14 protein-coding genes are annotated in these 17,754 nt (G+C 50.1%); 4 read left to right on the top strand and 10 right to left on the bottom strand.

Annotated features, from left to right (window positions below; genetic code table 11):
* Positions 1-37: 37 nt before the first annotated feature.
* The 10 genes from EYB30_RS17430 to EYB30_RS17385 are packed head-to-tail and all read right to left on the bottom strand — an operon-like array spanning position 38 to position 12,754.
* Entirely contained in the window at positions 38-1,396 is a 1,359-nt protein-coding gene (locus EYB30_RS17430; protein ID WP_166840625.1) for a phenylacetate--CoA ligase family protein, read from the bottom strand.
* Positions 1,393-2,511, bottom strand: coding sequence for a glycosyltransferase family 4 protein (locus EYB30_RS17425; RefSeq protein ID WP_166840623.1), 1,119 nt, complete (start codon positions 2,509-2,511; stop codon positions 1,393-1,395). The genes EYB30_RS17430 and EYB30_RS17425 overlap by 4 nt, the downstream gene beginning before the upstream one ends.
* Entirely contained in the window at positions 2,501-3,709 is a 1,209-nt protein-coding gene (locus tag EYB30_RS17420; protein ID WP_166840621.1) for a TIGR04063 family PEP-CTERM/XrtA system glycosyltransferase, read from the bottom strand. Before EYB30_RS17420 ends, EYB30_RS17425 begins: the two co-directional genes overlap by 11 nt.
* The gene (locus tag EYB30_RS17415; RefSeq protein WP_166840619.1) at positions 3,709-5,601 is read right to left on the bottom strand and encodes an XrtA/PEP-CTERM system amidotransferase; all 1,893 of its coding nucleotides are present in this window, start codon (positions 5,599-5,601) and stop codon (positions 3,709-3,711) included. The genes EYB30_RS17420 and EYB30_RS17415 overlap by 1 nt, the downstream gene beginning before the upstream one ends.
* 2 nt (positions 5,602-5,603) lie before the next feature.
* Complete coding sequence (locus EYB30_RS17410) at positions 5,604-6,755, bottom strand: TIGR03088 family PEP-CTERM/XrtA system glycosyltransferase (RefSeq protein WP_166840617.1); 1,152 nt, start codon at positions 6,753-6,755, stop codon at positions 5,604-5,606.
* A complete protein-coding gene (gene xrtA / locus EYB30_RS17405) occupies positions 6,748-8,232 on the bottom strand; it encodes an exosortase A (protein ID WP_166840615.1) in 1,485 nt (494 codons plus the stop codon). The genes EYB30_RS17410 and xrtA overlap by 8 nt, the downstream gene beginning before the upstream one ends.
* Positions 8,229-9,449: a TIGR03087 family PEP-CTERM/XrtA system glycosyltransferase gene (locus EYB30_RS17400; protein WP_166840613.1), complete on the bottom strand. Its 1,221-nt coding sequence runs from the start codon at positions 9,447-9,449 to the stop codon at positions 8,229-8,231. Before EYB30_RS17400 ends, xrtA begins: the two co-directional genes overlap by 4 nt.
* Positions 9,446-10,474: a FemAB family XrtA/PEP-CTERM system-associated protein gene (locus EYB30_RS17395; RefSeq protein WP_166840611.1), complete on the bottom strand. Its 1,029-nt coding sequence runs from the start codon at positions 10,472-10,474 to the stop codon at positions 9,446-9,448. Before EYB30_RS17395 ends, EYB30_RS17400 begins: the two co-directional genes overlap by 4 nt.
* Before the next feature lie 16 nt (positions 10,475-10,490).
* On the bottom strand, positions 10,491-11,339 hold the full coding sequence (locus EYB30_RS17390; protein WP_166840609.1) for an XrtA system polysaccharide deacetylase: 849 nt from the start codon (positions 11,337-11,339) through the stop codon (positions 10,491-10,493).
* 5 nt (positions 11,340-11,344) lie between these two features.
* Positions 11,345-12,754 (bottom strand): TIGR03013 family XrtA/PEP-CTERM system glycosyltransferase, encoded by a 1,410-nt coding sequence (locus EYB30_RS17385; RefSeq protein ID WP_166840607.1) that lies wholly within the window; start codon positions 12,752-12,754, stop codon positions 11,345-11,347.
* A 186-nt stretch (positions 12,755-12,940) separates the two neighbouring features.
* On the opposite strand from EYB30_RS17385, the gene EYB30_RS17380 reads away from it, so the two are divergent.
* From EYB30_RS17380 to EYB30_RS17365, 4 genes are read left to right on the top strand one after another with little or no spacing between them, the layout of a single operon-like run.
* Positions 12,941-13,573: an XrtA/PEP-CTERM system exopolysaccharide export protein gene (locus EYB30_RS17380; RefSeq protein WP_174978768.1), complete on the top strand. Its 633-nt coding sequence runs from the start codon at positions 12,941-12,943 to the stop codon at positions 13,571-13,573.
* A 48-nt stretch (positions 13,574-13,621) separates the two neighbouring features.
* Positions 13,622-15,217 carry an XrtA system polysaccharide chain length determinant gene (locus EYB30_RS17375; RefSeq protein WP_166840605.1) on the top strand — a complete coding sequence of 532 codons (1,596 nt, stop codon included), beginning with the start codon at positions 13,622-13,624 and terminating at the stop codon, positions 15,215-15,217.
* The gene (locus tag EYB30_RS17370; protein WP_206674679.1) at positions 15,214-16,137 is read left to right on the top strand and encodes an XrtA-associated tyrosine autokinase; all 924 of its coding nucleotides are present in this window, start codon (positions 15,214-15,216) and stop codon (positions 16,135-16,137) included. Before EYB30_RS17375 ends, EYB30_RS17370 begins: the two co-directional genes overlap by 4 nt.
* Positions 16,112-17,749, top strand: coding sequence for a TIGR03016 family PEP-CTERM system-associated outer membrane protein (locus tag EYB30_RS17365; RefSeq protein WP_166840603.1), 1,638 nt, complete (start codon positions 16,112-16,114; stop codon positions 17,747-17,749). Before EYB30_RS17370 ends, EYB30_RS17365 begins: the two co-directional genes overlap by 26 nt.
* Positions 17,750-17,754 lie beyond the last annotated feature (5 nt).

The raw sequence follows: 17,754 nt of genomic DNA, 5'->3' as shown, positions 1-17,754 counted from the left end.
ACCGATATGATGGAGACGAGAAGGTAAAGGCTGTCTATCATGCGGTCACCTTGCTAATAACATAGCGGTACTTGCCGGATTTTTCCGGCGCGATTTCGTCCAGCTGTTCAAATGTGATTTGCACCTGCGGCCCCAGCCTGGCCTGAAAGCCCTGCTGGATTTGCTGTTGCACAGCCGGCGGCAGTGCGCCATCAGGCCATACCAGCTGCACCCGGGTATGCAAAAGTGACTCTTGCACAATTTTAAAGGCGGCAACGCCCTTGATATCACGCAGAATGTATATCAGCGCCAGGCCGTGCATCATGGTGCCATCGGCTGCGACGACAAAATCGGTACTGCGCCCCTCAATCGACTCCAGCAGCGGCAGGCTGCGGCCGCAACTGCAGGGCTGTGGCGATAACGTGGCGATGTCACCGGTACGATAGCGGATAAACGGAAATTCTGACGTCGCAAGATGGGTGACCACGATTTCTCCGGCCTGGCCGGCCGGTAAGACGGCGCCGCTGGCAGGGTCAACAATTTCTACTACTATATCTTCAAAGGATAAATGCATGCCACCCGCTGGGCATTGGTGGGCAATAAAGCCGGCATCGCGTCCGCCATAGCCATTGGCCACCGGCGCGCCAAATACGTTTTCTATTAGTTCGCGCTGATACGGATACAATCGCTCTGAGGTGACAAACACCACCTTAATGCCCAGATCATTCATCGCAATGCCCTGTTTTTGTGCCGTTTGTGCCAGTAAATGATACACCGAGGGGTAGCCAAACAGCATCTTAGGTTTGTTGTCGCGAATGCGTTGCAAAAATGCCAGCTGCTTTTGCTCGCTTAAATCAAAAGCGGCGATAAGCTGGGAGCGAAACAGTACATCACGGAAGATGCGCACTCTGTCCTGGGCACCAAGCTCAATGGGCGAGCCCCAGGCAACGATTTCTTTGTCACCAATATCGACACCCCACCAGCGGGTGGCGCGCCATTTTGCGGCCACATCATGTGATACCCGCTCGTTACCCAGCAGGAAGATTAGTGGCTGACCGCTGGAGCCGCCGGTGTTAAAGCGTTTCAGTGGCCCGGCGTTGTCTGCTTTTAACTGGTCAAACTGCTGGCGGATAATATCCTTAGTTAAAAATGGCAGCTTGGCCAAATCGGCAACGCTTTGAATATCGGCGGCGGTTAGCCCTAGTTGTTGCAGGGTATTGCGATAATAAGGCACATGCTGACAGGCGCTGCGTATAAAGCGCTGTAATTTTTCTGCTTGCTGTTGTTGTAAGCTGGAAAGCGGTAGCCATTGGCTTTGTTCCAGCTCGCCTCGCCTGCGTACACTGCTGTGCTTTTTCAGATACTCTTGCAACGGAAAAATGATAGTGGCGATAAATTTTGTGTATAGCGATGTCATACTTGCTTATCCTTTGCCATTATCACCGCCTGGTAGTGCGCACTAAGTTGCTCACTGACGGCATTCCAGTGAAAGCGCTGGCTGTTTTGCAGGCCATTTTGCACCAGTTTGCTTCGCAGTTCAGCCGAGTGTAGCACTCTGACGGCCTGATGATACATCGCCTGGTGATCGCCGGCGGCGCATAGCAGGGCATCGTGCTCGTCTGTGACCAGATGAGTGATACCGCCGACATTGGTAGAGATAATCGGCACGGCACAGGCCATGGCTTCAATGACCGAGTTTGGCGAGTTGTCGACCAGGCTGCTGTTAAACATGATATCGGCGCTGCGGTACAAGTCGGCCATTTGCTCCGGGCTTAATCTGCCGCTAAAGGTGATGGCGTGATCAAGGCCCAGCTGTCGGCTTTGTTGTTGTAAAGCGCCAAGCAAAGGGCCGCTACCGGCGATGGTTAAGCGGGCCCCGGGGTACTGCCGCTGAAGCAAGGCAAAAGCCGAGATAGTCGTGGCGACATCATAAATGGCTTCCAAATTACGGGTGATGATGCAATGTGGCGCTGTGATCTCGCCATCAGACAGGGCGCGGGGCGTTTTGGCCGGATAAAATACATTGTGCTGCAAAATATTGGCCACGATGGCGCTGCTTTGCTGATAGCTGGCAAAGACTTGCTGTAAAAAGGCAGAGGGCACCAATACCATACTGGCCCGACGCAATGAAAACTGCACACTCCGCCAGCTGTTAGCAAAAAAGTCCGGCGCATGGCCGCCACGATAATTAATGATCACCGGGGTGTCTCTAAGCCAGGCCAGCCAAATAGCCGGCGCGGCGAACAAATGCCAGGACCAGCCGGAGTTGGCCATCACGTGCAATAACTGCGCCCGGCCAGCGGCCTGATATAGGCGTATCATATAAGGGACTAAACGAAACAGCGCTCTTAACCCTGGTATCCGGCCGACAATCTCCGGGCGATAAGGAGCATTGACGGCGATCAGCTGCACTGATGCGCCGTCTTGTGTTAACAATTGCTGCAGTTGCCGGGTTTGGTTGGCCATGCCACCGGCTGGCGGCGGAATGGGCCCTACCAACGCAATGCGCAGCCCTTGTAATTTACTGGCCATGCAGCAGCCTCGTGTACAGCACCTGATATGGGGCAGTGGTAGCCGCCCAGTTGCGCTCGGTCTGAATAAAGTGCCTGGCATTGTCAGTAATACTGCTGTCAGCACCGACATTGCTCAGTGCCCGTATCGCTTGCTCGGCTAAATCCTCTATATTGTCGCGTTGAAACAGCCAACCGGTTTTGCCATGCTCAATTAACTCAAGATGACCGCCAACATCAGATGCCAGCAAGCGCATGCCCTGTGCCATGGCTTCCAGCGGTTTCAGTGGTGTAACCAGTTCGGTTAAACGCATGGCTTTACGCGGATACACCAGCAAATCAACCAGGCTGTAGTATTGCATGACGTCGCTATGGGGCACCCGGCCGGGCATTATCACCGCATCGGTCAGATTAAGCTCGTTAACCAGTTGCTTTAATGCCGCTTCTTGTGGCCCGCCACCGATTAGCAACAACGTGGCTGATGGCAGTTTTTGCCGGATCAGCGGCAAGGCCCGGATCAGTAAATCCAGGCCCTCATAGGCATAAAATGAACCGAGAAAACCCAGTACTAATTTATTTTTTAGTTGAAATTGCTGTTCTAAACGCGGGTTTTTCTCGTGGATAAGCGCAAACTGATTAGGGTCTACCGCGTTGGCTATCACGGTAATTTTATCGCTTTTTATACCGCGGCTGATTAAATCCTGCCGCAGCCCCTGGCATATGGTAGTAACCGCATCGGCTTTTTTCGCGACATAGCTCTCTAAAGCCCGGGTCAGGTTGTAGCGTAAGTCGCCTTCTGTGCAGCTGCCGTGGTCGACAGCTGCATCTTCCCAAAAAGCGCGGATTTCATACACCACGGGTAACTTCGCTTGCTTTGCGGCCCATAACGCCGCCAGTCCATTCAGTGCTGGCGAATGCGCATGCAGTACAGCGGGCTTTTCCAGCCGGATCACCTGCGCCATGCGTTGTTTCAGTGCCAGGACTACCGCCAGCTCTTTTAGTACCGGTAAACGCCAGAACCAGCTGCTATAAGCTTTCGTGCGGTAAAAACTAAAGCTTTCAGCCTGTTCTATGCTGTGCTCCGTTGCCGGATGTTTCGGGCTGGTAATGTGACAGGTTTGGTAGCCCATATTATGCTGTTGTTGCAAAATGGCACGTGAGCGAAAAGTGTAACCACTGTGCAGCGGCAATGAATGATCAAAAATATGTAAGATTTTCATTAGCCAGCGCGCTCCAGAAAAGCTGCAAACATCAGCAGCGTCCAAAGCGGTGCGCTGTTGTCTTTTACGCCGCGCTTATGATCATCCAGCAGTTGCTTTAGCTCGGCAACGTTAAAGTAACCGCTGTTAAGCATGGCATCTGACAATAATTTGTCCTGCAGTTTTTGCTGCAACGGGCCGCGAAACCATTCTGCCAACGGCACAGCAAAGCCCATTTTTTTCCGGTACAACACGTCTTGTGGCAGGTACGGCTGCAGCGCTTTTTTCAGGCTGTATTTGCCAATACCCTGTTGCAGATTGGCGGCTGAATCAGCGGTGAAGGCCCATTCAACAAATTTATGGTCTAAAAACGGCACCCGCACTTCCAGTGAATGTGCCATTGACGCACGGTCTACTTTGGTCAGAATATCGCCAACCAGATAGGTCTTCATATCCAGATACTGGGCAATTTTCATTGGATCAAAATGTTTAACCTTGTCACCGTAGCGACGAAATACCTCAAGTGAGCTATAGCCGTTCAGCCGCTGTTTAAAGGCGCTAGAGAATAGCCGGTCGCGCTGATCCTGACGCAAAATGGCGATAGAGTTGTGATAAGCCGCAACGGTATCCAGCGCCAGCGACTGAAAGGTGGTTTTAGCCCTTAAAAAGCGCGGCGCCCAGTCCAGTTTGGGATAGATTTTACCCAGCACACCAAATAACGGTCGGCGCAGCGCCAGCGGCAGCCACTGCCTGAAGCGTTCTTCATGCAAGTGCAATTTGTAGCGTCGGTAGCCGGCAAACAGCTCATCCGCGCCATCGCCGCTCAGGGCAACGGTAACGTGTTGCCGCGCCATCTGACAGACGCGGTAGGTCGGAATTGCAGAGCTGTCAGCATAGGGTTCATCATATAAATCGGCCAGTTTATCCAGCAGCTCAAAATCATTCTGGCTTACAATATCTTCATGGTGATGGGTATGGTAGCGCTGGGCGACCTGGCGGGCAAAATCGGTCTCGTTAAATTCCGGGCTGTCAAAACCGATTGAACAGGTATTGACCGGATCCTGTTGCAGGCCGGCCATCATGGCGACGACGGCGCTGGAGTCAACGCCGCCGGATAAAAAGGCGCCCAGTGGCACTTCGGCGACCAGACGGATATCAACGGCTTCGCGAAAACGGCTGATGATCTCAGCCTCCAGTTGCTGCCCGCTTACGCTATGCTGCCACTGGGTTGGTATATCCCAGTATTGTTTCGGCTGGGGTAAAGTGGCATCACCGTGGCGTAACAATAAGCTGTGGCCGGGCGCTAATTTGTAGCTGTGCTGATAAATGGTGTAAGGTTCGGGCACATAGCCAAAACTAAAATAGTCTTCAATGGTACTGTCGCGCAGGGTGCTGACAAAAAGCGGATGCTGGCGTAATACTTTAAGCTCGGAGCCGAAAACAAATTCGCCGTTTTCCAGCAGCGAGTAAAACATCGGTTTAATACCCAGCCTGTCGCGGGCCAGAAACAGGCACTGACGTTGACGGTCCCAAATCGCAAACGCAAACATGCCGCGTAGCTGGTGCACGCAGTCTTCACCCCATTCCAACCAGGCATTGAGTATGGTTTCGGTGTCGCCGTGGGTGTTAAACACATAGCCTTTGTCTGACAACTGCTGGCGCAACTCACGGTAATTGTAGATCTCACCGTTAAACACGATGCAGGCCTGCTGATTGGCACTTTGCATCGGCTGTGGGCTGCCGGCAATGTCGATAATAGACAGCCGCCGGTGCGCCAGTGCTATGGTCGGTTGGTAGAAATAGTCACCTGCATCGGGGCCGCGGTGCCATTGGCTGTCATTCATCTTGCTCAGCGTTGCACTGTCTGGCGTCGCCTGCGTTTTTAGCTGATAAATTCCTGCTATACCACACATGGTTAGGGCTGCATCCTTGTCAGTTCATAAAGCTCACGATAACGGTTTACCATCGTATCTATACTAAAGTGCTGATGGCAATGGTTTTTTACCAACTGCGCATCAGCCTCTAATGCTTGTGGTTGTTGCAGATAGCGCAGCATGGCGTTGGCCAGCTGGCTGGGGTTGCCTGAAGCTACCAAATTCGTCTGTTTTAATGGTTCAGGTAACAAATCCGGGTTGCCACCCACGTTGGTGGCAATCACCGGTGTGCCGGCGGCCATTGCTTCGAGTAGGGTGTTAGAAATGCCTTCTGCCAGTGAAGGCAACACAAAGACATCGGTAGCCTGCATAATTTGGGCAATATCGTCACGCTGACCGGTAAAGCTTACCAGGTCGCTTAATTGCAGCTGTTGGCATTGTAATTCCAGGTTTTGTCGGCAGGGGCCATCGCCAACGATAACCAGCCTTGCCCGGTTACAATATTGCGGTTGCTGTTGTAACAACAAGGCAAAGGCATCCAGCAGCAAGGTGTGGTTTTTCACCGGTGCCAAGCGGCCAACACTGACAAACAGTAGTGGTTTGTTGCCATCAGCAGCCTTGTCCAAGGCGATATCTGCCGCTAGCGCATTAGCAAAAAGGCCGGTGTCGACACCGTTACAAATGCGGCTGATGCGGCGCTTTTTTATGCCGATGATCTGGTTAAGGTAGTGCTCGGACTCGGCTGATAAACAAATAAAACGCTGGGCAAAACGCTGGAAAATACGCCGGATAAGCCGGTTTTTTCTGTTGCTGCCGCCGACATCGTTAACGTCCCAACCATGCTCGCCATGCAGGCGCAGTGGTATGCCACGCCACCAGCCGACGGCTTGTAGCTCCAGGGTGGCAAGGTTGCGGCTGTGCAGCACGTCAGGCTGCAGCTGTTTTAACAGGCTATTCAGGCGCGAAAACGTGCCCCAGTCGTGTCCGGGCTTTTTATGCAAGCAATAGAAATTAACGTTATTGGCAGTAATGCGTTTAACAAAGTCCGTATCGTGCCCCGTCAGGGTAATAATACTGTGTACATAATCAGTTTCTGGCAGATGATTAATCAGATTGACTACGCCATTTTCCAGCCCGCCGGTACTAAAGTGCCAGATAAGGTGAGCGATATGCAGCGGTGTGTGTTCAGTCATCGGCAGCTCCTGCACTGAGCTGTAGCCGGGTTAAATCAGTACCGGCTAACAGCCTTGCGGCCTGATGCAGCCGTTGCAGCTGCGCTTCAGACGGGGCGGCAGCTACTGAAACGGCAAACACGCTGGACGTTGAGTGGTCATCAGATAAATAATTACATGCCTGGTGCAGCTTGGTGTCAAACTCAGACACGCTGCGCTGTTTCCCTACCTGATACCAATACAACAGGGTACGATGCTGCCCGGACAGGCTTTTTAGCTGCAAGATGGCATGCTCAGGGCCAAGAATACGCTGCTGCACCTGCCAGCGCTGCTTATCATAAAGCTGATTGTGCCAGCTGATTAGCTCACCTTGTTGCTGCTTATTGGCATACTGGGCAATAAAATATTCAGTACCAGCGCTATCTTCGCCCCTTGCCTGCAACAGGCTATCTGTAAAGTGGATGCCCCAATTGCTTGCCTGTGCAGCTGCGTTGGCAAAGGGCAGCGGTATAACGTTGGCGGTAACCGGTGGCACTGTTACCTGTAATGACAGGCGATAGCTTAGCGTTAGCAGCAACGCCACGGTGGCTGCGGTTAACGCTAACCTGTGTACTGTGGTGCTCGGGTAATCCACTTGGGTGCGCTTGGCGCCGGTATCCGTTATCTGCGGATCGGCAAATCTGGCGCCAAGCCAAAAGCCGGCCAACAGGACCAAGCCAAAAAATAACCATCCGTACAAGTAATGGTCGGCACCAAAACCCAGTTGCATGTTACTTTTTTCGCCGATATACACCAGCATAAAAGCCCGTATGCCATTGGCCAGCACCGACAGCAGTGCCATAAAAACAACAAAGCAGCATTGCTTATACAGTTTGCGGTAATGCAGATGCGCAAACAGCACTGAGATTGCCAGAGACGCGATTAAAAAACGCAGGCCAGAGCAGGCTTCGGCCACTTCAAACAGGCCTGCCGGCGTGGCCAGGTATAAACCCTCGCGGTAGATGGGTACCTGCACCAGATGCAACATGGATACCGTCAGATCGGCGGTAATATTTTGTAAAAAAGGTGATAGCTCCTCACCAAAAGGCACCAAAAATAGCAAATATCCCAGAGCAAAGCGCTGCTGGCGGGCACGACTGTTGCCCAATGCCAGCCAAATTAGTGCTTGTAGCGTCATTACCGCAGCAACATGCATAAATAAGGCAATATCTGCCGCGTAGCCGAATAACCACACCAGCTGCAACAGGATCAGGCTGCTGGCTGGCAACCAGAGCCAGTGGGATGACTCCACCGCGCCATGGCTAGCCTGGCGGTTACGGTAAAAAAAGTACAGGCTGATGGGCAGGATCAGATAACAGTGATTATAGGTCGCTGAACTGCGCCAGACCCGCTCCATGTCCAGCCAAGTTGAGCTGTATAGCATCAGATAGGCCACACTTAGCACGCTTAACAGCACAACCAGCAGCACAGTATGTATTTTGCCTGCCCCGCTGTTCATGCAAATGGCTCTTGTTGTATTAGCTGATGTAACGGCGCCAATGTTTGTGGCCAGGTAAAATGCTGCAGGATCCATTGCCGGTTCGTCGCTGTCGGTGTATCGGCATGTAGCTGTTGCAAACAGGCCTGAGTAAATTGCTCAACACCACTGGCAACAACAGTGTTCGCGTTTATTGGCGCATTAATGCCTTCCATTGCCATTGGGCTACATACAACGGCTTTGTCCATGGCCATCGCCTCGAGCACCTTATTTTGAATACCGCGGGCGATCAGCATCGGGGCCACAGCAAAGCGTGACCCGGCAATATAAGGTCGGACGTCTTTTACCCGCCCGGTAACCACGACGTTGTCGCGCTGGGCAAGCGCCTTTACCTCTGTGGTCGGGTTACCGCCGACAATCAGAAAATGCAATTGCGGATAATGTTGCTGTAAGCGGGGCCAGACATGCTGACAAAACCAGCATACCGCATCAACATTGGCCCAATAATCCATGGCACCGGTAAACACGATATAGTGCTCGGGCAGTGGCTGTTCGGCGCTGGTGATCGCGGCATCGGGTGAGAAATAGTCGGTGTCTACTCCATTGAGCAGGCTGTGCACTTTGGTTTGTAACTCCGCTGGTAGCAATTGGCGAAACGCCTTGGCTTCGTCGTCAGAAACAAATAGGCTGCAGTTAAAGCGGCGGCAGATAGCCTGTTCATATTGCTGAAGTAAGCGGGCCTCGCGCTGATAAAACCAGCGTTTGAATCCTGTGGCTTTGGCGGCATACTGGCGCCATTTGTCTGAGTCGATATCGACAAAATCGATTACCCGGGTCAATGTTTGATAAGCAGCGTTATCAACGTATTGCGCCATCGACGACGAATACACCAATATTTTATCAATGCGGTGCTGCCGCTGCGTTTGTTTAACCCAGGTTGCCATAGCCGGGTGATAGTAGTAGGGCAGGGTAATGGCGTTGTGGCTGATAAAGCCACTGAGGCCGGTAAGCATCGCCCGCCATTTTGTCAGGCGCAGGCAGCAAACACTTTCGCACCACTGATCCAGGCTACTGATGTATTGCTGGTCAAAGGCATCATCGTAAAAGCAGCCAAGGTGCACCTTGTATTGTGTGCTTAGGGCTTTTAACAGATTAAACGAGCGTATTTTATCGCCTTTATTCGGTGGATAGGGAATTCGGTGCACCAGTAACAACAGATCCGGTTTTGTCTGTGTCATGCCAGATACCTCGATAACATCGGCCCCAGCCACTGACTCACCGCCAGTGGCAACTGCTGCCATACTTTAATCAGCAACTGATATTTTGGGTTATTTGGGCTAAGGTTCGGCAAGCTCGCTGCTGTTATCAGTTTGTACTGATAAGGTAGCTCTGTGGCGGTCATGCCCCAGTGTTTTTTGTATTGGTAAGCACCGGACTCCAGTTTGCTGCGACCAAAATCATAATGGCTACAGGCTTTGTTAGCTTTGGCATGACACATTAACTGGTAATACATAAAGTCGTTACTCTTTAGCGATTTAGCCTCAAGGCTGCCACCGCCATAATAGGGTAGCACTTCGTTTTTATAGTAAAAACTCAGTACTGACGACACCGCTTTGTCATCTTTACGCACGGTGAGGATCTCACTGTGCTCTGCAAATACCTGGCGGATTTTGCGGAAAAAGCGGCGGCTGAATACCGGCGTACCAAGGTTACGCACACTTTCAGAGTAAGTTTGATAAAAGTCGTCTTCGTGTTGGTCCAGCGTGTAGTGCAGTGGTTGGTTTAGGGCGTGGCGGATCACCGCGCGTTGCTTTTTCTTTACGTTCGCCAGAATTTGCTCCGCAGTGTCGGCCAATTCGCAGGCAAAATAAGCATGCTGGCAGCGGGTAATAAAGTCATTATCCTGGGCGGTTTTGTAGCGCAGCTCCAAGTGCTGCACCTGTAATGACTCGGCCAGTCTTACTGCTTCCTGCTCTAAAAAGCGCTTTACCCCGGCTGGCCCGACAGCGCCACCATAAACGCAAAAAGGCGTAGAGACCAGCGCATCACCAAATAGCAAACTGCGCACCCGAGCCAGGGGTAAGACACCAACAATGACATTATTTTCGGTGGCATACAGGTAGTAACATTGATGACCGGCGTCAGCAATAATATGCTGCCAGCCAGACAGATGAAAAAACGTTGCCTCGTCTGTCGAATTAACGAAATGGTCCCATGCAACTGCGCGCTCATCCGTGAGCGACAATGTATTCAACTGATACATTTACTTCCCTTAACGGTTAAACAAAATACGGCTGATACACTTCAGAGATGCTGCGCCACTGATAATCCTGCAGCAGACGCACCAGCTTTGCTTCCATTTTGTCTAAATTGGTGTAGTGCCTGAATCTGGATTTTAATGGTGCTTGGTCAAAGCGTGGCTGCTGCGGGTCAATCTCCCACGGGTGAAAATAAAACATATAGGGCGCATCGCTTTGCTTAAGGTAGCTATCAATGCACTTTTTACTCAGCCAATAGGGTAATAAACGGAAATAACCGCCGCCGGCAATTGGCCATTGCTTGCCGGCTTTATTCAGCACCGGCATCGGGCATTCCCAAATGCCTTCATCGCGTTTGTAGGGCTGTTGCGGCCAATCGGGCGTGCCATAATGGTCGTGCACTACAGGATAAGTGCTGGAACTATAAAGATAACCTTCTTGTTGCAGCGCGGCAAAAGCCCATTGGTTGGTTTTATCAATAGAGAAACTCGGCGCCCGGTAACCCGTTACGGCGGCGCCGGTGATGTCTTCTAAAATGGCTTTCGCCCGGCGAATGTCCAGCTGAAACTCAGCCGCTGTTTGCTCTGACGCTTTGGCGTGGGCATAACCATGACTGGCGACTTCGTGCCCTGCAGCATGAATTTTTCTTACCAGTTGCGGGTAACGTTCAGCTACCCAGCCTAAAATAAAAAACGTGGCTTTCGCCTGATAAGTCGCAAACTGTTGCAGCAGAATTTCGGTGTTACGCTCAACGCGCTGTGGTAACGCTTGCCACTGCGATGGTGACACCGTGGCATCAAAAGCGGCAACATGAAAATAATCTTCAACATCGACAGTAAGCGCATTACTTCTGATCGGGGCTAACTGCATTGTGATCAGCGTCCTTTACCAAACAGCACTATCTCTACTGTCCTGACCAGAATCATCAGATCCAGCATCAGGCTACGATGTTTTATGTAATATAAGTCAAACTTTAGCTTTTCCTGAGCGTCTTCGGCGGTAGCACCATAAGGATATTTTAACTGCGCCCAGCCTGTAAGGCCTGGTTTAACATTATGCCGTTGATTATAGTAGGGAATATCCTTCGCCAGTTGGTTAACAAACTCTGGACGCTCTGGCCTTGGGCCAACAAAACCCATTTCTCCGGACAACACGTTCAGTAATTGTGGCAGTTCGTCGATACGATATTTACGAATGATACGTCCAACCCGGGTGACTCTGTCGTCATTCGCGGTTGCCCAGCGTGCGCCATTTTTTTCGGCATCTGTACGCATACTACGGAATTTAACAATGTAGAAAGGTTTACCGTCATAGCCGACGCGTAGCTGACGATACAGTATCGGTGCGCCGGTTTTGCGGCCGTCTTCCAGATAGATCAATAAAGCAGTTAGCAGCATAATAGGCCAGGTTAACGCTAACATCAGTAAGGCTAATACCACATTTAATTTGTAATCCAGATTTGTTCTAAAGCGTTGATTCAACTCAAAGCCGTTAGCATAAATTACCCAGCTTGGGTAAATAAGGTTCACTGCAATCTGGCCGGTTTCACGTTCGATAAAATCCAGAATTTCAATCACGTCTATACCGCGAGTTTTACATTTAAATAAATGCTCAACGGGCAACATATTGCGACGCTCGTCACAAGCGATCACCAGCTGATCAATCTTGTGCTCTATAACAAACTGAAACAGATCGTTCTTGTAATCAAACTGGGTCAAGCGGTGTTCGGGGATAGCGGCATCTTTATCGCCCTCAATAGGAACGAAGCCCACGATTTCGAAATTGCGCTTGTCGACATTACGCCGCATGCGCCGCTCAATGATGGAAGCACGCTCACCAGCGCCCAGCACTAATACCCGGCGCCGGCTGATCCGGGTGATATCATGATAATGAAATAAGGCTCTGAACGCCGACAGTAGTACAGCAGCCAAAGCAGATGCTGCCGCCAGATATGCAGTACCGATATGTAGCGAAGGAAATAACTGGAATACAATTAGTTCAAGCAACATGGCATTAAAAATCAGTGTCATGACAACACGTTTAATAATGCCTTTTTGCCCTTCCCGCAGCTTTTGGTCGTACAAGCCTACTGATAACGCACACAGCATCACTGATGCCGAAAACAGCACGGCGTTTAATAGCTGCTGCTCCAGCGAAACCGAGAAGAGATAAATATTGTGAACATAACTGGCCAGAAAACTGGAAAGCGACAACAGACAAACTTCACCCAGTAAAAAGAGCTTATCTGCAATCGTATTTCGTCCATAACGACTTGCTTTACTCATAACGACATCCTTGTTGCATCCATTGCGTTCAGACCGCTGCAGTGAGGCAAAACAGCCATACTGCAAAGCTTAGCTCGTTAATTATACTATTTTAAAAAAAAAACAGAAATTAAATTTTCATTTTTTGCAGCACAAGCGTAAATTTTTAAGTTATATTATCTAGGCATCAGAAAAAGGATTAGTACTATGATGGCAAAATCTGCGAACGGAATATGCGGTGTTTTAGCGTTGTTATGCCTGTTGCTCAGTGGTTGCAGCAGCAACACACTGCCTGGCGCTAAGGTACAAAACTCTCTTACTACTTCAGTTGATAATTACCAATATCTGATAGGTCCGCTGGATAATGTGTCTATTTTTGTCTGGCGCAATCCGGAATTATCGGGCAGCTTTATTGTGCGCCCGGACGGTAAAATTTCCACTTCGCTGGTCGAGGACGTGCCTGTCAGTGGTAAAACACCGACGCAGGTAGCACGGGACATGGAAGCTATACTGAGCAAATATATTCGCGATCCGGTTGTTACCGTGTCTGTTAGTAATTTTGTCGGCCCGTACAGTGAGCAAGTCAGGGTTATTGGCGCGGCGACTAATCCAAGAGCGATCAACTACAATCAATATATGACGCTGCTTGATCTGATGATTGAAGTTGGTGGTTTAACCGAATTTGCTGATGGTAACAGTGCTAAATTGGTGCGGGTGATTGAGGGACGTCAGATAACCTATGATTTGCAGCTGGACGATCTTATCCGGGAAGGAGAGATCAATGCCAATGTTGATATTTTGCCGGGCGATATTGTCATTATACCGGAAGCCTGGTTTTAACCAGGCAAAGACAGCAGGATTAAGCAGTAACGGTTCAGGGAGTGATATATGAGAGAACTGCAGCAGGCGATAGAGCAGCTTCAGACTTATTTACAGGGAGTATGGTTAAGACGCAGATACATCGTCATTACGGCCTGGCTGGTATGCCCGGCCGGTTGGTTTTTTGTCTACAATATGCCACCTACCTTTGAAGCGAATGCCAAGCTTTATGTCGAAACCAGCACCGTATTGCAACCCTTGTTGCAGGGCCTGGCGTTAAGAACCAACAGTGACGATGAAATAAAACTGATGGCCCGGACGCTACTTAGCCGGCCCAATCTGGAAAAAATAGCCCGTGCCACCGATCTGGATATCCGGGCTAAAGACGACAAAGCCTTTGAAGCCTTAATCGATCAGTTACAGTCCCAAATTAAAATAGCCGCCTCGGGCCGGGAAAATATTTACGTTATTTCTTACAGTAATCCGCAGCCGCAGCTTGCGCTTAAGGTGGTGCAGGAGACCTTGAACAATTTCGTAGAAGGGCGTTTGGGATCAAGCCGGGCAGACTCACAGACAGCTGAACGATTTCTTAACGAACAAATCGCGGACTACGAGCGTCGTTTGATGGAAGCTGAAATAAGGTTGTCTGATTTTAAGAAAAATCGTTTGAGTTTGTTGCCAGGTAATGAAACGGACTATTACAGCCAAATCAGTAACGAGAAAAAACGTTTGGAAGAGGCCAGGTTAGTGCTTCGTGAACTGGAAACCCGGTTAAGTTCTGCCAGAAGCCAGCTGGAAGGCGAGGAGCCGGTATTTGGTGTTATGCCTTTTGCTGGCAGTGCCGGGCGCCAGCCAACGCAGTTTGACGACAGGATCAGCAGTTTACAGTCAAAACTGGATGATCTGTTAATCCGCTACACCGAGTTTCACCCGGATGTGTTGGAGACCAAGCGGTTACTGGCACAACTTGAACAACAACGAGATGAAGAACTGGCATCACTGGCGCAGTTTTCTTCTGAAAACCCACGCCAGGATCTGGGCTTAAATCAGAATGCGGTATATCAGGAACTCAGGATAAGTGTATCCCGGCTGGAGACGGAGGTGGCGTCAACGAAAGTCAGGGTTAAAGCTTATGAAGATTCGGTTGCGATGCTGGAAAGCAAACTTAACCTGATCCCGGAAATTGAAGCTGAATTTACCGGGCTCAATCGCGATTATGATATTACCAAATCTAAGTACGAAGCTTTGCTGGCCCGGCGGGAGTCCGCAGAGTTATCACGTCGTGCCGACGCGTCAGAGCAAGACGTGCAGTTTAATGTGATTGAACCTCCGCGCGTGCCGTTAACGCCGTCTGGGCCAAACCGCGGGTTGTTTTACTCATTGGTGTTAGTGGTGGGCATTGGTGCCGGCGTCTTTATGGCTTTTTTGCGCAGCTTAATTTCGCCGGTTCTGACCAGAGCATCGCAGTTACAGAGCATTACCGATTTACCGGTATTTGGCGTCGTGTCTCATACCGATAAAGCGACTATCTTGAAGCAGGTCAGAATGCATTTTGTTTACTTTACCTTGCTCAGTGGTGGTTTGTTACTCTGTTATGCGGCACTGCTAAGTAACGAAGTGTTGTTTGGGCGTTCGGCAGAACTGTTATTGAGGGTGATCCGGTGAGCATTATTGAAAAAGCCATTAAAAAACAGTCTGAAGCCAGCCATACACTGCGCGAAACTTCTGTTGAGCGCGCTCAAAGCCGCAAGGCTCCAGAGAGCGTAAACGACGCTGAACCCATAGCCACTTTGGCTGTTGCAGCTGAACCAGCGGCTGCGGTAGCAGCAAATGCGGGTGTAGCCAGAGAAAACAAGGTTAGTGTAAATTTAGATTTACAACAATTAGCGCAGCGTAATTTTGTATCCTTGTCCAGCGATCGGCGGCTTATTAATGAAGAATACCGGGTCATTAAGCGGAAGCTGATTAATAATGCGTTTGGTGCCTTAAGCCAGACCCTAAAACATCCAAACCTGATCCTCGTTAGTAGTTCACGCCCGGGGGAGGGTAAAACGTTTTCGGCGGTTAATTTGGCTTTGAGTATCGCGCTGGAGCAAGACAAAACCGTATTACTGGTTGATAGCGATGTATTGCGGCCAAGTGTCGCCAAAACGCTGCAAATTACCCATGATGTTGGTTTAACCGATTATCTGCTGTCCGATAAAGTCAGCGTATCTGATATTATGCTTAGCACCAATGTCGAGCGGCTAAAAATTATCACTGCCGGACGGCCGCATCATCTATCGACCGAGCTATTGGCCAGTGAGCGCATGGAAATGCTGGTAAACGAATTTGCCACCCGCTACCACGACAGGATAGTCATTTTTGATGCGCCGCCACTGCTGGGGGTTAATGAAACCGCCGTGATGGCATCAATGTGTGGTCAGGCTGTTATAGTGGTAGAGGAAAACCATACCAAGCTCTCTGAAATAGAGCAGGCTGTTTCGTTGTTGCCCAAAGATATCGCCACCGGGTTCTTGATTAACAAAGCACATCGTAATCAGGGTAAAGGTTACGGTTATGGCTATTACTATGGCGCAAATTAATGTTGTGTTGAAACATTATCAGCAACTTTATCGCACGGCTTTACTGCTTGGTACCAGTTGTAGCTTGTTTTCTTTGCAAGCTGCGGAGCTGGATATTAAACCGTCGTTAACCGCCAGTTCTTATGCTTTCTGGTTAAGGGAACAGCAGCAGGGTGATGCTTTGGATAAAGGGCTGGCGGGGTTGTTGTCACCCATGCTGGCAATTAACAGCACCTCTAAGCATTTAACATCGGCGCTTAGTCTGAAAAATGAGTCAGTCTGGTATGATGATGCCCAGCGCTCGCATAAAAGCTTATCCAGTTATAACTGGCGTGGTGGTGTATCGGGCTACGACGGCCGACTGCGGTTCGGTTTAAACGCAAACTCTGCGCACAGGATCCGTAACTCGCGCGCCGGAGTGTTCTCTGACATTATTACCGGCGCAGAGAACTTATCTAAAACCTCAAGTTATGGCAGTAGTTTGGATTTTTCCACGCTTGAAACTGCCGATACTTACCTCAGGTTAGGCTTAAACTACCGTAATATTCGTTCGAAAGAACCTGAGCTTGCTGATGGTGTTAGCGACTTCGAAAACGATGCTTATGGCGCAGCGCTGTCGTTGGGAAGCGCTGACAGGCAGTCGGTGCTGTTTTGGCAGTTTTCTGGCAGTTATGATAAAACTGACCGGCAAGTGGGACAAAATTTTGTTGCCAAACAAGCCAATGCCAGTGCAGGCGTGCCGTTGTATCGCAACTTATCTGCGATTGTCAGGGGCAGTTATGACGTTAATGATGGCAGCCGCAGTTTTAATAATGACTTTCGCTCTTACGGCGTAGGGTTAGAGTACAAATTTGGCCGGGCGTCACGCATCAATATCAGCCGCAATAAGTCAGTCACCAGCAGTGTTGGCGCTGCAGAGCAAGATATACGTGATACTTACACTGCCGCCGAGGTGGTATTAGTACCGACCCGTCGCACGTCATTAAGTTATTCGTTAGATCGCCGTTACTTTGGCCGTACAGCAAGCATTCAGGGCAGTTATCAATTGCGCTTTATCAGTGCCCGGCTGTCTGTGACAGATAATGTGCAAACCTTGTCGCGCTTTGAGCAGATAACAGAGGATCTGGGCATTTTTGTTTGCCCGGATACGGCAGGGCAGTTAAGTGATTGCTTCAGGCCTCCTAGCAGCAACTATCAGCTGGAAACCGGAGAAGCTTTCCGGCAGCTGTTTAATACGGAACTTGAACTAAATGAAGAAATTGTAAAGCGGCGTTCTGTTGCTTTTGCTGTTGGCTATGCGCGCAACCGACTGGCGCTGAATATACTGCTTAACCGCAGTGACGATGATTACGTTGAGTCTGTACGAGAAAGCGAGCGCACTACGCTATCTTTGCAAAGTTCCTGGCAGTTGAGTCCCCGCAGCAGCGTGTTATTTAACATTCGTCATTACGGCATTGATTATGGCGACGACAGGGAAGATAAAAATTTAGCGCTGGACGGCGGCTTGAAATACAAACTCAATAACAATGCCGATATCAGTGCCTTGTTTCGGCGTGTTAAACGGGATTCAACGCTTAACGACCTTGATATCGAGGAAAACCGGCTCTGGCTGAGTTTAACTCACCGCTTTTAATCGCG

This window comes from Rheinheimera pleomorphica (genome assembly GCF_011634895.1).
GTDB lineage: Bacteria > Pseudomonadota > Gammaproteobacteria > Enterobacterales > Alteromonadaceae > Alishewanella > Alishewanella pleomorphica.
Note: the sequence above shows the minus strand (reverse complement) of the source record. Positions and strands in the feature narration are given on the sequence as shown.

Excerpts from the sequence above, each read along its gene's own strand:
- EYB30_RS17430 (WP_166840625.1), bottom strand. The coding sequence starts at position 1,396 with ATGACATCGCTATACACAAAATTTATCGCCACTATCATTTTTCCGTTG.
- EYB30_RS17425 (WP_166840623.1), bottom strand. The coding sequence starts at position 2,511 with ATGGCCAGTAAATTACAAGGGCTGCGCATTGCGTTGGTAGGGCCCATT.
- EYB30_RS17420 (WP_166840621.1), bottom strand. The coding sequence starts at position 3,709 with ATGAAAATCTTACATATTTTTGATCATTCATTGCCGCTGCACAGTGGT.
- EYB30_RS17415 (WP_166840619.1), bottom strand. The coding sequence starts at position 5,601 with ATGTGTGGTATAGCAGGAATTTATCAGCTAAAAACGCAGGCGACGCCA.
- EYB30_RS17410 (WP_166840617.1), bottom strand. The coding sequence starts at position 6,755 with ATGACTGAACACACACCGCTGCATATCGCTCACCTTATCTGGCACTTT.
- xrtA (WP_166840615.1), bottom strand. The coding sequence starts at position 8,232 with ATGAACAGCGGGGCAGGCAAAATACATACTGTGCTGCTGGTTGTGCTG.
- EYB30_RS17400 (WP_166840613.1), bottom strand. The coding sequence starts at position 9,449 with ATGACACAGACAAAACCGGATCTGTTGTTACTGGTGCACCGAATTCCC.
- EYB30_RS17395 (WP_166840611.1), bottom strand. The coding sequence starts at position 10,474 with ATGTATCAGTTGAATACATTGTCGCTCACGGATGAGCGCGCAGTTGCA.
- EYB30_RS17390 (WP_166840609.1), bottom strand. The coding sequence starts at position 11,339 with ATGCAGTTAGCCCCGATCAGAAGTAATGCGCTTACTGTCGATGTTGAA.
- EYB30_RS17385 (WP_166840607.1), bottom strand. The coding sequence starts at position 12,754 with ATGAGTAAAGCAAGTCGTTATGGACGAAATACGATTGCAGATAAGCTC.
- EYB30_RS17380 (WP_174978768.1), top strand. The coding sequence starts at position 12,941 with ATGATGGCAAAATCTGCGAACGGAATATGCGGTGTTTTAGCGTTGTTA.
- EYB30_RS17375 (WP_166840605.1), top strand. The coding sequence starts at position 13,622 with ATGAGAGAACTGCAGCAGGCGATAGAGCAGCTTCAGACTTATTTACAG.
- EYB30_RS17365 (WP_166840603.1), top strand. The coding sequence starts at position 16,112 with ATGGCTATTACTATGGCGCAAATTAATGTTGTGTTGAAACATTATCAG.